Annotated in this window: 11 protein-coding genes and 1 pseudogene; 5 read left to right on the forward strand and 7 right to left on the reverse strand. The window is 28.2% G+C overall.

Annotated elements, in window-relative coordinates; genetic code table 11:
• Positions 1–135: 135 nt before the first annotated feature.
• The 6 genes and pseudogenes from BHAMNSH16_RS09230 to BHAMNSH16_RS09255 all read right to left on the reverse strand — a co-directional run bounded on the left by BHAMNSH16_RS09230 (position 136) and on the right by BHAMNSH16_RS09255 (position 6,943).
• Entirely contained in the window at positions 136–1,647 is a 1,512-nt protein-coding gene (locus BHAMNSH16_RS09230) for a DegQ family serine endoprotease (RefSeq protein WP_008728916.1), read from the reverse strand.
• A 254-nt stretch (positions 1,648–1,901) separates the two neighbouring features.
• The gene (locus BHAMNSH16_RS09235; RefSeq protein ID WP_008728917.1) at positions 1,902–2,834 is read right to left on the reverse strand and encodes a lysophospholipid acyltransferase family protein; all 933 of its coding nucleotides are present in this window, start codon (positions 2,832–2,834) and stop codon (positions 1,902–1,904) included.
• A gap of 16 nt (positions 2,835–2,850) precedes the next feature.
• Positions 2,851–4,877, reverse strand: a pseudogene (locus BHAMNSH16_RS09240) (hypothetical protein).
• 34 nt (positions 4,878–4,911) lie between these two features.
• A complete protein-coding gene (locus BHAMNSH16_RS09245) occupies positions 4,912–5,691 on the reverse strand; it encodes an SDR family NAD(P)-dependent oxidoreductase (RefSeq protein ID WP_008732301.1) in 780 nt (259 codons plus the stop codon).
• 61 nt (positions 5,692–5,752) lie between these two features.
• On the reverse strand, positions 5,753–6,250 hold the full coding sequence (locus BHAMNSH16_RS09250) for a hypothetical protein (protein WP_008732304.1): 498 nt from the start codon (positions 6,248–6,250) through the stop codon (positions 5,753–5,755).
• A 198-nt stretch (positions 6,251–6,448) separates the two neighbouring features.
• A complete protein-coding gene (locus BHAMNSH16_RS09255; RefSeq protein WP_008732306.1) occupies positions 6,449–6,943 on the reverse strand; it encodes a hypothetical protein in 495 nt (164 codons plus the stop codon).
• Between the two features lie 162 nt (positions 6,944–7,105).
• On the opposite strand from BHAMNSH16_RS09255, the gene BHAMNSH16_RS09260 reads away from it, so the two are divergent.
• From BHAMNSH16_RS09260 to BHAMNSH16_RS09280, 5 genes are all read left to right on the forward strand, one after another.
• A complete protein-coding gene (locus BHAMNSH16_RS09260; protein ID WP_008732307.1) occupies positions 7,106–8,581 on the forward strand; it encodes a leucyl aminopeptidase family protein in 1,476 nt (491 codons plus the stop codon).
• A 396-nt stretch (positions 8,582–8,977) separates the two neighbouring features.
• Complete coding sequence (locus tag BHAMNSH16_RS09265; protein WP_008722260.1) at positions 8,978–9,247, forward strand: NAD(P)H-dependent oxidoreductase subunit E; 270 nt, start codon at positions 8,978–8,980, stop codon at positions 9,245–9,247.
• On the forward strand, positions 9,244–10,407 hold the full coding sequence (locus tag BHAMNSH16_RS09270) for an NADH-ubiquinone oxidoreductase-F iron-sulfur binding region domain-containing protein (RefSeq protein WP_069731952.1): 1,164 nt from the start codon (positions 9,244–9,246) through the stop codon (positions 10,405–10,407). The genes BHAMNSH16_RS09265 and BHAMNSH16_RS09270 overlap by 4 nt, the downstream gene beginning before the upstream one ends.
• A 36-nt stretch (positions 10,408–10,443) precedes the next feature.
• Positions 10,444–11,850: a 2Fe-2S iron-sulfur cluster-binding protein gene (locus tag BHAMNSH16_RS09275; RefSeq protein ID WP_069731953.1), complete on the forward strand. Its 1,407-nt coding sequence runs from the start codon at positions 10,444–10,446 to the stop codon at positions 11,848–11,850.
• Positions 11,851–11,953: 103 nt separating this feature from the next.
• Complete coding sequence (locus tag BHAMNSH16_RS09280; protein WP_008727789.1) at positions 11,954–13,507, forward strand: FAD-dependent oxidoreductase; 1,554 nt, start codon at positions 11,954–11,956, stop codon at positions 13,505–13,507.
• Position 13,508: 1 nt separating this feature from the next.
• On the opposite strand, the gene hisH is transcribed toward BHAMNSH16_RS09280, so the two are convergent.
• The gene (gene hisH / locus BHAMNSH16_RS09285; RefSeq protein ID WP_008727790.1) at positions 13,509–14,138 is read right to left on the reverse strand and encodes an imidazole glycerol phosphate synthase subunit HisH; all 630 of its coding nucleotides are present in this window, start codon (positions 14,136–14,138) and stop codon (positions 13,509–13,511) included.
• Positions 14,139–14,173: the final 35 nt, after the last annotated feature.

The raw sequence follows: 14,173 nt of genomic DNA on the forward strand, positions 1-14,173 counted from the left end.
ATAATATATTAAATCAATTATGAATGCAAGTACAAAATACAAAAATAGTTAACATAATTAGTACAAGATATTAAACATAAAAAAAGAATTGCAAGTATTTACCTGCAATTCCTTTTATTAACTTTTATTAAAGCACTATTCTATAATTATAACATAAGTCATTCTAGCTCGTTTTATAGTTATTGTAAAGGACTTATCATTACCATAAGATTTTACGAAGTTATCGTAATCATCAGTATTTGATATTGTTATACCATTAATAGCTTTGATAACATCTCCCGGTCTAAGTCCGTATTGATAGGCTTTAGAGTTCTGAGTCATATTAAGAACTACAACACCTCTTTCATTACTTCTTATCTGAAGTCTTTGAGATATTTCAGGAGTGATATTAGAAACATCTAACCCCATCCAAGAACGAGTACTGCTCTGTGAATTATTTTGAGAAGGTCTTGTAGGTACAACTTCTTCATCTTCAACTCTAGCTTCTATAGTGATTTTAGTGCTTCTTTCTCTTCCGTTTCTTAAATATTTAACATTAACCTCTTTTCCTACTTTAGTAGTTGCTACTTTATTGAATAAATCTCCTGATTTAGTCATTCTTTCGCCATCATACTCTATTATAATGTCTCCGTCCTGTAAGCCTCCTTTTGCAGCAGGTGAATCAGGTACAACTTCGCTTACATAAACACCGCTGTTTTGCTTAACATTCAAACCTCTTGAAAGATTTTCATCAATATCTTGTAAATATATACCTAAATATCCTCTTGTAACTCTGCCGTTTTCTTTTAAGTCAGTCATTACTGAAGTAGCAAGATTAATAGGAGTAGCAAATCCTATACCAATGCTTCCGCCTGAAGTAGAGTATATTAATGTGTTTATTCCTATAACCTGACCATGAATATTAAATAAAGGACCTCCTGAGTTACCTGGATTTATAGCAACATCAGTTTGTATATATCTTTGATATTTATTAGCACCGACATCGCTTCTTCCTTTAGCACTTACTATACCAAAAGTAACAGTATTATTAAGTCCGTAAGGGTTTCCTATAGCAATGGCAAACTCACCCGGCTCTATAGCATCACTATCACCTAAAGCAACATAAGGGAAAGTTCTGTTTTCATCTTCTATTTTTAATAATGCTAAATCATAAGCCTCATCATAACCTATTAATTTTGCAGGAAGTTCTCCGTCCTCTCCATAAAGTGTAATCATAATTTTAGTAGCACCTTTTACAACATGGTAATTAGAAAGTACATATCCTTCTTCATTGATTATAAAACCGCTTCCTAAAGATTTCTGACTTCTTTTTTGTCTAGGCATTTGATCTCCGAAGAAAAATCTAAAGAATTCATCGGCATATCTGTCTTCTTGAGTATTACCTGCTTCTATTTCTGTAGATATATTAACTACAGCAGGCATATTTTTGTCAACTACATCTCTTATAGCATTTTCTACAGCCAAAGCTCCGTCTAATGAACCTGTAAATGATGTCTTTTCAGGTGCTGCCTGAGCATGAACCAAAAACTCATCTTTTTTATAATTTTTTTCATAAGAAAATATGAAAAAAGAAATAATTATGCCAACCAAAGTAAATGTAAGCCCAAGATTTAAAAAGAACATAAATGAACGTTTTTTTTGCTCCATATACTCATAACCTCCGATTTAATGTATTTTTTTGGGACTAAAATTTTAATAATTTGCCACAACTTTATTATAGTAAAAAAATATTAATTTTTAAATAAAAAATCTAATAAAAATAAAATCGAAAATATTATATGAAGATTATTACCTCATTATTTTGTAAAATTAAGAAATTTATATAATGTTATTCTGACAATTATTATCGTTTTAGTACATTTAATATATAATATAAACCTATGAAAAAAAATAAAGTAAAACTATTTATAATTATTATTTTTATAAAAAATTTCAGGTTCTCCATTAGGTCTTGTATTCCATCTTGGATGAACCCAAAGCCAATTTTCAGGGTGTTTTGATATTATTTCCTCCAATTTTTTTGTGTATCTTTGAACATTATGTTTTATAGTTTCTTCTTTAGTTTCTTTTTGTTCTATGTACATTATGTCATAAACTATAATTTTATGATGTCCGTATCTGTCAGGCAAACTATAGAGTATAGCCATTGGAGAGCCTGTTTTCATAGCTATGGCAACAGGACCTACTGCCGTAGCAGCCGGATATCCGAAGAAGTCTACAAAAACACCGTCCAAATAATTTTGATCGCATAAAAAAGCAACAGGCGAATTATCATTTAAAACATGAAATATTTCTCTCAAATCGCCCCATCTTGATATACATCTCATACCTCTTTTCTCTCTCCAAGAACGCATATAAGCATCTAATTTTGGATTATCAAGAGGACGGAATATAACACCGGGATTGTATCCTTTTATGGCAAAATAAAAAGCTATATATTCCCAATTTCCTATATGTCCTGTGATAGCTACAATGCCTCTTTTTTTCTCATTCATAGCTTCATCAAATTTGTCCTGACCTTCTATTTTTATCCTTTTTAATATCTGTTTATCTGACATTCTTGATGATTTAATAAACTCGGCAAAAGTCATTATCATAGATTTCATGGAGCGTTTTGCAATTATTTTTCTTTCATGAAAACTTTTATTTGGAAATGCCTGTTTTAAATTAATTAAAGCAATTTTTCGCACACTTGGTACAAAATAGTACATTAAACTTCCTATAACCTTAGCGAATAATATTACTATAATATATGGTGTAAATGCTATTATTTCCATCAGTATACGAAGTGGAATATATTCAAGCATTATAACTTTTGGGGATTTATAAGCCAAAATAACCTCTTTATATTTACTGTTTTAAATCTTTATCTTCTTTTCCTGTATCTTCAAATAAATCTTCATCTTCTAAAGACTCATCAAATCCGTCATTTTCTAATTTTATTTCATTTGATTCTGATACGCTTTCAGATGAATTTTCTGTATTAGAATTTGATTCTTCGTCTTCAGGAATCTGATTTTCATCATTTTCTACACTATTATTTTCAGCATTATCATTTTCTGCATTAGAAGCAGCAGGTTCAGCATTATTATCATTATTAACACTTTCTGCTTTGTTATTAGATTCAGCAGTATCTTGTTTTGCTGCAGTGATTGTATCATCTGGTTCATCATCGCCGCCTTCTACTAGAATGCCTGATCCTGATAATTCACCCTGTGTTATTAAATAATTAAATCCGGATATAAAATAATATGCTTCTGTCAATGCTTTCATTACATTATATCCTTGTATTCTTTTTTAGCCTTTCCTACATCTGCAGAGAAAGTTAATATATCATTAGGATTTTCTATTATTCTTTCTCTTTCTTCTTTATCTAATAATAATTTATCTAACTTTTTTTTGAAAGGTGATATTATTGATACAAATGTGTTTCTCAAATTTTTAGCTAAATAAGAACGCTGACCGTTTTTATCTGAAAGCATAGAAACTCTCTGTTCAAAACGCATAGTTTTATCTTCTTCTACTTTATTTATTGTTCTGCAAAGTTCGCTGTATTCATTTAATCTTGAATTTGTATCTGATAATGATAAAAATATATTATTAAAGTCATTTTTATAATCTGTTCTTACCTGATTGTCATAAACTAAATTATATCTAACCTTATTAGAAACAAAAACTGCCGAATACTCTCTGTCTAAAAAGTCTATTAATACTTTTATTCTATATATTTTATCTTTTACAGGCACAATGAAAAACGGATCAGCTTCATATTCTATATTGTTGTCAGATTTTTTGAATGATACGCATTTTTCTATAAGTTTTACACCTATAGCTTCTACTTTACTTAATTTTTCTTCTTCATTGTCTTTTTTCTTTCCTATATTTTCTTTTGCCTGCTGTATTTTAGTTTCCTGTAATTTTTCTTTTTCTTTTCTCAATTTTGTATAATATCCTAATATATCTTCTTCAGTAATATTTAGATAACGATTAAAGTCATTTATATTTTCTAATGATTCTTTAGAAGCATACTGTAAAAGAGCAAATAGTTTAGGATAATATTTTCCATATATCAAATCTACAGCCCTTTTAAAAGCGGATATTCTTGAGTTTACAATTCCTTTGCTTATATTATCAACCATTGCATAAGCAAACATAGCTTTTTCTCCGGCTAATTTTATTCTTGAAGAATAAGTATGAAGTATATAAAGCGGTCTGAACATAGCTTTTATTTCTTTTACATAACTTTCAGCTATAACAGTGCTGTTTAATTCTTTATATGGTCTTAAAAAGTCTTTGTATAGATTTTCATTATACTGATCTTTTATTCTTTCTAATAATTCCAAATCATCTAAAGTTTTAGAGAATTGAGAAATTACTTTCTCATGTTTAGCTTTAGCATCTATATCAGAAGCTTCACTTGGATTTAAAGCATTGAATATTAAAGTATCCATTTCTAAAAGTGCCGATATAACATTTTTATCTATAAAGTTTAAAAATTTAGGATTGACATTTCCTCCCATTAATGTGATTACACCAGAACTTAAAGCGTTAAACCATAATTTTATATTAAAAAAGAATCCGTTGCTTTTTTTATTTTGAGAAGCTACTGCAGAAGAAGAAGAAGATTTAGAATTTTTATCTTTACTGTCGCTTTTGGTATTAGAAGTGTTTGGACTTTTAGAATTTTTAGTATTATTTCCGCCTACTAATGTATTTTGGCTTTTTTTAGGTGATCCTACAAGTATATTATTATCTCTCTTTTTATCCGCTACTACTTCACCGCCGGCATCTACAAATTTATTAAATAAATCTTTTCTGGCATCTTTATTAAGTTCATCTAACTTTAGTCTGTCTCTAGTGTTATCTATATCGCCCATAAATAAACTCCTAAGTTATTATAAGTATATTATATTATTTGTTTTTATGTATTATAGTAGCACTGCCTTGATTTTCTGCCATTATAGTCATGCTTGAAATTTGTACATGACTTTTTCTAGTTAATACATACTCTATATTATCGGCTATATCTTCGGCATATAAAGGATTAAATCCTTTGTATACATTGTCAGCTTTTTCTTTATCGCCTTTAAATCTTACAGTAGAAAATTCTGTATTAACGGCACCCGGTTTTATATTTGTTATTTTTACAGGCTTGTCTATTAATTCTACCCTCAAACTGTCGCCGAACATTTCAACGAAAGATTTAGTTGCACAGTATATAGCACCTCCGCTGTAAGCTTCATCAGCAGCGGTAGATGAAAGGTTTACTATATGTCCATGTTTACTTTCTAATATATATGGAAGCAAAAGTCTTGTTAATACTATTAATCCTTCGCAATTAACTCTAATCATTTGAAGAGAATCTTCTATAGGATTATTATAATATAAATCTTTACCTAAAGCTAAACCGGCATTATTTATAAGTATATCTATTTTTTTCTCTTCATCTTTAAGAGAATCTACGGCTTTTACTATATCCTCAGGTTTAGAGAAATCTAGTTTTATTGTTTTCACTTTCACATTGTAATTTTTTTCTAATTCATTTTTTAAAGCTTCAAGTTTTTCTATTCTTCTTGCAGCCAAGATAAGATTAACCCCATTAGAAGCAAGCATTTTAGCCACAGCTTCCCCAATACCTGCACTTGCTCCTGATACGAATGCAGTTCTTCCTTTAATATTTTCTGTATACATAATTAATTCCTTTTGTTATTTATAGATTATGTTTAAAATTATATATAAAAACCTTTATCAATTAATAAGTTTCTACCATTCCTGCAACATCTTGAGCTGTATACTGCATGCCAACTTCATTAAGATATTTTGTGATTAAGGCATCTACCTGTTTTTTTAATCCCTTAGAATAAAGCTCCATAACCACAGTACAATTTTGTTTAGAATCCCATTGCGTTTCTACAACAGAAGCTCCTCTTATTCTTCCGGCAACTCTTTCCTGTATAACATACTCATCTATCATGCCCTTTTCAGTAGAGCTTAAAGATTCTATATAAGAACCTACAATTCTCGATACAATTTTATTTTTAGCATCCAATTCAGCTGCTTGCTTAGAGGTAAGTTCTCTCCTGAATTTATCATCTGAATCTATATCTTCTGCCGGAGAACCCATTCCCATCACTCTGAATGTGTCATCATTAATCCAACCTTCTGGTCTAGTCTTGCTTACTCCGCTTCCGCATGAAATAATGAAAAGTGAAAATATTAATAGAATAATAAATAATTTTATAAATTTCATATTTAATCCTTCCTAATTTGATTTTAGTATTATATATTTTGAATACTATATTGCAATAGCATAAAAAATAATTTTTATTACCATACAATATAAATATAATAAAAATAGCTGTAAATTTAGCTCTTTTAACAATTATATTTTATTAAAAAATAATAAAGGCTCCCATTAAGGAGCCTTTATTTTATATTATTTTTATGATTATTGATAAGTTCTTACCATTCCTGCAACATCCTGAGCCGTATATTGCATTCCTACTTCATTAAGGTACTGAGTTACTAAATTATCCATTTGTTTTTTTAAGTTTTTTGAATATAGCTCCATTACTACAGTACAATTTTGCTTAGAATCCCATTGAGTTTCTACAACAGAAGTACCTCTTATTCTTCCAGCAACTCTTTCTTGTATAACATATTCATCTATCATACCTTTTTCAGTAGAGCTTAAAGATTCTATATAAGAACCTACAATTTTAGCGGCAATTTTATTTTTAGCATCCAATTCAGCTGCTTGTTTTGATACCACTTCTCTTCTAAATTTATCATCTATATCATCTGATGGAGATCCCATACCCATTATCCTGAATGTATCATCATTAATCCAGCCTTCTGGGTGGCTTCTGCTTACACCGCTTCCGCATGATATTATAAATAATACTAGAGAAATAGAAATGATAAAGCTAAATATTTTTTTCATATATTGTAAACCTCCTAAAGTAATAATATTTAAGCTTATATGCGATTATATACTTTTAGAAGTATATTGCAATACTTTTATAATATTTTTTAATTGACATAAAATAAACATTATATATAATTATTAATCGAAAGTTATTTTAAAATCATAGAGGAACAAAAAATGAAATTAAAACATACCATTAATTTCATTAAAAAACATACTGTAGCTGTATTTGTAAAAGTAGAAAAAGAGCAGCTTAAAGTATGTTCATTTAATGAAGAGTATATAAAGTTATTTAATGATTTGGTAAAAGATAAATATTATAATACTTCCACTCCTTTTGCTTTTGCTTTTGCTAGTAATACTAGAGTAATTTATATTACATATAAGGAAGTAAAAAATTATATGTATGAAACTTGGAAGAATGCCGGTTCTTCATTAATTAAGATAATGAAAGATTTGCATATAGATGATATAGAAGTGGATATGGCTGAATTATTTGCTGAAATAGCTTCTGAGGAGTCATATATTCAATTTTGTTTAGGTATACTTCTTTCCTCTTATAGTTTTGATAATTATTTAGGAGATAAAAGATTAAAAGAACTGCACAATATTAAAAATATACTTTTAGTTTCTGAGCATAAAAAAGATACTGAAAATGCTATATCTAAAGCTACTCAGATAGCAAATAGTATATTCTGGGCAAGGGATATGGTTAATGAACCTAGTAATATTATAAATTCTTTGACATTCGTAGATAGAGCTAAAAAACAGGCTGAAAGCAGAAAAATAAGTACATCAGTTCTTACTGAAAAAGAATTAAAAAATCTTGGTATGAATGGTATATTGGGTGTTAATGCCGGAAGTAAAAATCCTCCTAGAGTATTTGTTGCTCAGTATAAAAAAGCTAAAGCCAAAAAACATATATTATTGGTAGGTAAAGGAATTACTTTCGATACAGGCGGAATGATTTTAAAACCTAGTACAAGTATGCTTGGTATGAAAGATGATATGGCCGGTGCTGCTGCAGTTTGCGGAGCTTTATTTTTAATATCTGATATGAATTTAGAAGCAAATGTTACAGTAATATGTCCTTTAACAGATAATAAAACAGGAAGTGCTGCTATAAATCCCGGTGATATATTAAAAATGTATAATGGCGTTACTGTAGAGGTAGTTAATACAGATGCTGAAGGAAGGCTTATACTTGCTGATGCTTTGGCTTATGGAATAAAAAAATATAATCCTGATTTTGTGATAGATATTGCTACTTTAACCGGAGCTTGTTCTATAGCATTAGGGAAGCATGCTTCAGGACTTATGTCTAATGATACCGCTTTATCAAGTGCTTTAAAAGATGCTGGGGACGATACTTATGAGAGGGTATGGGAGTTTCCTATGTTTGATGAATATAAAGAAGATATAAAATCTGATGTTGCTGATATAAAAAATTCAGGCGGAAGATATGCAGGAGTTATAACAGCAGGACAGTTTTTATCCTATTTTACAGAAGGAGCAAGATGGGCTCATTTAGATATAGCAGGTACTGATATGAGTGATGTTAATGTAAAATATATATCTAAAGGTGCTACAGGAGTAGGTGTATATCTGCTTGCTAAAACAGTGGAAAAACTTGTTGATATAGATAAATTCTAAATATTAATTTTTAGCAGTTATAAAAAATAATCATGGTATTTATATAATGCTATGATTATTTTTTTTATTAATTATTTAATGATTCTAATAATTGAATTTTGTATTTATTATATATAATAATTCTGTATTTAATAAAATAAATATAAAAAAATCAAATTAGTTTTTAGTTTCTACTTGAAATTATTTGTGTAAAATGTTATAATGAATATTCAAATTAGATAAAAATGGGAGTGTATATGCCTTCAGGAAGAAAAAGACTTCGTCAAAAGATGGCTACGCATAAACGCAAAAAACGTTTACGCAAAAATAGGCATAAGAAAAAATAATATAAAATAACATTATACATATTAATGTTTTTCATCTCTTAATATTTATATTTTTAATTGGAATAATAGTATGGCAAGCAATGTTAAAACTGTCATAGAAGTATGTGTAGGACTTCATTGCTCTATGAAAGGAGCTTATGCTCTTTTGGAAGCCATTCGTTCTCATTATGATTTAAAAATAGGAGTGCCGTCTTCTGATGGTATGCTCCTTAAAGAGATGGAGTGTATGCATAATTGCCATAATGCCGTACCTGTCCTTATTAATGGTATGGAATGTACAAAATCGTCTTTTAAAAGTATTATTAAGTATATAGAAGCTATACATGTAAGAAAAAGATGAAAAAGTTTGTACTGCATAGTGAAAATAATATAACAGATATCCAGTCATATAAAGATCATTTCGGAGATTATTTAAATCTTCAAAAAATAGCTAATTCTTTTTTTGAAGATTTAAAAGAATATACTATATTTAAAAGAGATATTACTCAAAGTTCTGTATATCAATTATTAACTGATGGAAATATTAAAGAAGATTTTATACTAATAAATGCTGCTTCATTTGACTATTTAGTTTTCAAAGATAAATTTTTATTAAAAAATAATCCTCATCTCATATTAGATGGTTCTGTTTTTATAGCCCAAATTTTAAATATTAAAAGAATAGATATAATATTAAAAGATTACTATTTAGAAGAAAGAGATATTATACTAAAAGCTATAGTAGAGGCAGAGGATTCTAATTTTGTCAATGATATAGAAATCAATATATACGATGAATATGCCTATTATAATAAATATAATATTAGGATTACACCTTCTTTTTTAGAAAATAAAAAATATATATTTGATTTGGAAACTATATCTCAAATTGCATACTTGGCACATATTGGAGGATTTACTTTTAAAAATTTTGGAAACGGAGAGTATAAAGGCAGCAATATACTTTCTATTACAGGAGATATAATAAATCCTAATTTATATGAATTTGAAATGTATAGTCCATTAAGAAATATTGTGAAAGCATCAGGCGGAACAGTTAAAGAATATAGTATAAAATGTGTATTTACAAATGGTTTTTTGAATCCTCCTATAGATTTTGATACTTTTCAGAAAATGACTTTAGATTATGAATGTTTCGGAAGTTATAATATGAAGATTGGAAATGGAGGAGTATGTTTTATACAAGAGGACAGATGTATAATAAGGGTTGCTGTAAAAATAATTCAGTTTGCTAAAAGTATATCATGCGGAAAATGTTCTCCTTGTCATTATGGATTTGATTTATGCGAATATTATATTAATAGAATGCTTTTGGGATATTCGAGTTTTGATGATTATTCTAATCTAAAAGAGACTGCTGAAATGATTAAAATAGGAGCTTCATGTTTATATATAAGAAGTATAGCCGGCTGTATATTATCTGTTATGGAAATGTTTAAAAATGAATTTATTTATTTGATAGAAAATAAAATAACATTATATAGTTTTGTAAAAAGTTAAAAATCTTTTATAATTTTATATTAGAGGTTTTATTGAATGATAATAAAATTTAGTGTTGATGGAAAGACTGTATCATCTCAGAAAGGATATACCATACTTCAGGCACTGTCCTACATCAATATAGATATACCTCATTTATGCTCATATAAAATAAATAGTACAAATACTTTTGAAAAGAAGAATAATATTCTGAGATGTAAATTATGCTTGGTTAAAGTAAAAAAGAAAAATGAAAATAGTTATTCTTATAAATATGCCTGCGACGAAATAGTAGAAAATGGAATGAGTGTTTTAAATGAAAAAGATGATGATATTATAAATTATAGAACTTCTTTATTAAAGGCTATACTTTATATGCATGAGCCTGTATGTGAAAGCTGTAAGGCTGATTATGTTTGCAATTTAAAAAAGTATTTAGATATTTACAATATTTCTATAGAGGCTTCTCCAAATGCTTTTGACAAAAATGATATTAATTTAATAGAATTAAAGAATATTGTAGAAAAAATGAATCTTCCAGACTTTATAAAAGCAAATTTTGAAAGATGTATTAACTGCGGTATATGCGAGGATTATAAAGTTATAGACGGATATAATTCTATGATAACAGATTTATGTCCTACTCATGTATTTGATGTTCAGAGGAATATAGATAATAAAATAAATGATGATATAAGTACAATAAAAAGTATAGACAGTTTTTGTATAGGATGCAATTATCTATGCGATGCCAAGTACAGTTATATAAAACACAGTATAAAGGATATATCATCTCCTAAGGGCAAAAAATATGGATTATGCGATTACGGAAGGAAATTGGATTATTATTCAAATAATACATTAGAAAAGCCTTTTTATAATGGAATGCAATGCGAATTCAATGAGGCTAAGGAACTTTATCATAAATTTATTAATGATATTGAGACAGAATATGTATTAGCATTAAATTCAAGTATGTATCCTATTGAAGATATCAGGGCTTTTAATGAATTTATTGATTCTTTGGGGATACAAAATTTAGTATTCAAAAAGAATATAATGGCCACAAATTCAAAAAATATAAGAGATAATTATACAAATATTAATGATTTTTCTATAAAAGAGATTAGAGATTTAAATATAAATTTAAAGCATTCTATATTTGACGATAATATTATACATAATGGCAAATTTAAAAAATTTATTATAGTAGGCGATTCATTAGATGACAATGATAATATAATTGATTTTTCTAAGAAGAATAAGGGAAATTATATAGTATTCAGTCCGAATTTTTCTGTTTTGGCTTACAATGCTTATTTAAGTTTTCCTATATCCTATCTTGGTGAGTTTGAAGGGCATTATGTAGATAATCATGGCAAGGTTAAAGAGATGCATTCATTTTTAGAAAAGAATAAAAATCGTATGAGTTTAAGAGATTTGTTAAAATATTTGTATTTATAATGATTTTGTATATACTAAAATATATAGAGTTTATATATTAATTATTATTTTTTATTATTGCTAATAAAAATTATTATTTCCTATATAAAAAGGAGAGTTATTTATGGCAAAAACAAGAGATGAGATACTCCAGAATAGTAATAAAAAATATGATATTATCATTATAGGCGGCGGAGTTATTGGAGCTACTATAGCATTAAAGGCTTCTAGAGTTGGACTTGCCGTTTTATTGCTTGAAAAGCATGATTTTGCTTTTGGGTCTTCTTCAAGAACTTCAAAAATGCTTTCAGGCGGATATAATGATATGAGCAGTAAGAATTTAATGTATACAATTCATAGGGTAAGAGAAAGAAATAACCTTATGTATAAGGCTTCAGCATCAAATTTTAGTATTATAAATCCTATATATGAGCATAGCAGTACAGGAATTTTTAGAGAAGAAATAAAGACAATATTATACGATGCTTTTTCTTTATTTGGAAAAACTAAAAAGCATAAATCTCTTAGCAGAAATGAAACTTTGGATGCATTACCTGATTTAATAAATAATGATGTTATAGCATCTATAGAATATTATGAAGGTACATTAGATGATTCTAGATATGTTATAGAGCTTCTTTTGAAGGCAGAAGAATTCGGAGCGGATATATTAAATTATGCTGAAGTTAAGGCTTTTGAATATAATCAGAAAGAAATAGAAAATGTAGTTTTTACCGATAGAGTTACAGGAAGAGTTCATACAGCAAGTGCTAAAACTATATTAATAGCAGCAGGGGCTTGGGGACATAGCATAAGTTCGCTTCTTCCTAATGGAAATTTTGAAGATAAGCTAGTTTATGTTAAGGGAAGTCATTTAATTATAGACAATGATTTGATTCATATAAATAAATCAGTTATTCTTCCAAAAATAAAATCAAGACCTAATGTATTTTTAATGCGTTGGAAAAATAATACTATTATAGGTCCTACAATCAAAAAAAATACTCATGATTTGGATTGTATATACACTACAAGTGATGAAGCTGAATACCTTCTTGATATATATAATACTTACTTCAGCTCTATTGTTAATAAAAATCATATAATAACTACGCAGTCTGGAATGATGCCTCTTAATCCTTCGCAGGTGAAAATACATTCTCATCCGCAGTATAGATTATTCTTAGTTGAAGGAGGAAATTTCACAACTTCTTCCTCTGTTTCTATGAAAGCATTAGTAAAAATGTATGGCAAGCCTTATAAGTGGTTCAGCACCCAGAAGGTTGTTAATAATAAATTTGAAAAAAATACTGAATTAGTTTTGAATGAAAATTTGGTTAAATTCCTTATAGATTATTTTGGTTCTGTTAATCTAATTCTAAAATTAAATGAGCTTTGTAAGAATGATTCTTCTCTTTTGGTAGAAGTTGGGCTTGATTATAGAATTAATAGAGGACTTATAAAATATTTTATAGAAATAGAACATGCTATTCATTTAGATGACATTATGATGAGAAGACTCAGATTTATATTGACAGAAAATGACTGCGGCACTTTAATTTCTGAGCATATAGCTGAAGAAATGGCTAATATACTTAAATGGGATAAAAGCAGAACTGAATGGGAAATAAAAAGATACAGAACAGAGATTAAAAGAACGAGAGTAGGGCTATTTTAATTTAGCCTTTTATCAAATCTTTGAATCCTCTTAATATATTAAGACCTGTATTTCCGCTTTTTTCAGGGTGAAATTGTATTCCGTATACATTGCCATTTTTTACAATGGCTGGTATTTGCACATCATATTCACTATCGGCTATTATGCTGTCATCGCAGTCTTTACCATAATAAGAATGTACAAAATATACATATTCCATATTATTAATATATTTAAATATTTTATCTTCTTTTTTTATATTAAGATTATTCCAGCCCATATGAGGCACTTTCAAATCTTTGTTTTTTAAATCTTTTTCTATAGGGCATATATTTCCTTTTATGAGTCCTAATCCATTGTACTCCCCATATTCATAGCTCTTATCAAAAAGCATTTGCATACCTAAGCATATACCCAAAATTAATTTTCCTTTTTTAGCTTCTTCCATAATAGTATTTTTAAGTGTTCCTTCTTTTCTGCTTTCAAGTTTTGCCAAAGCATCTCTGAAAGCTCCTACTCCCGGAAGTATTAAAGAATCAGCTTCTTTTATAGTTTTTTCATCATCTGTAAGTTTGGCATCTATTCCTACATACTTTAATGATGACATAAGAGAGAATAAATTTCCTACTTCATAATCTATTATAGCTGTCATAAAAAAATCCTATTAATTTTATTGAATTATTATAC

Source organism: Brachyspira hampsonii (assembly GCF_002214805.1).
In the GTDB taxonomy this organism is placed as follows: domain Bacteria; phylum Spirochaetota; class Brachyspiria; order Brachyspirales; family Brachyspiraceae; genus Brachyspira; species Brachyspira hampsonii.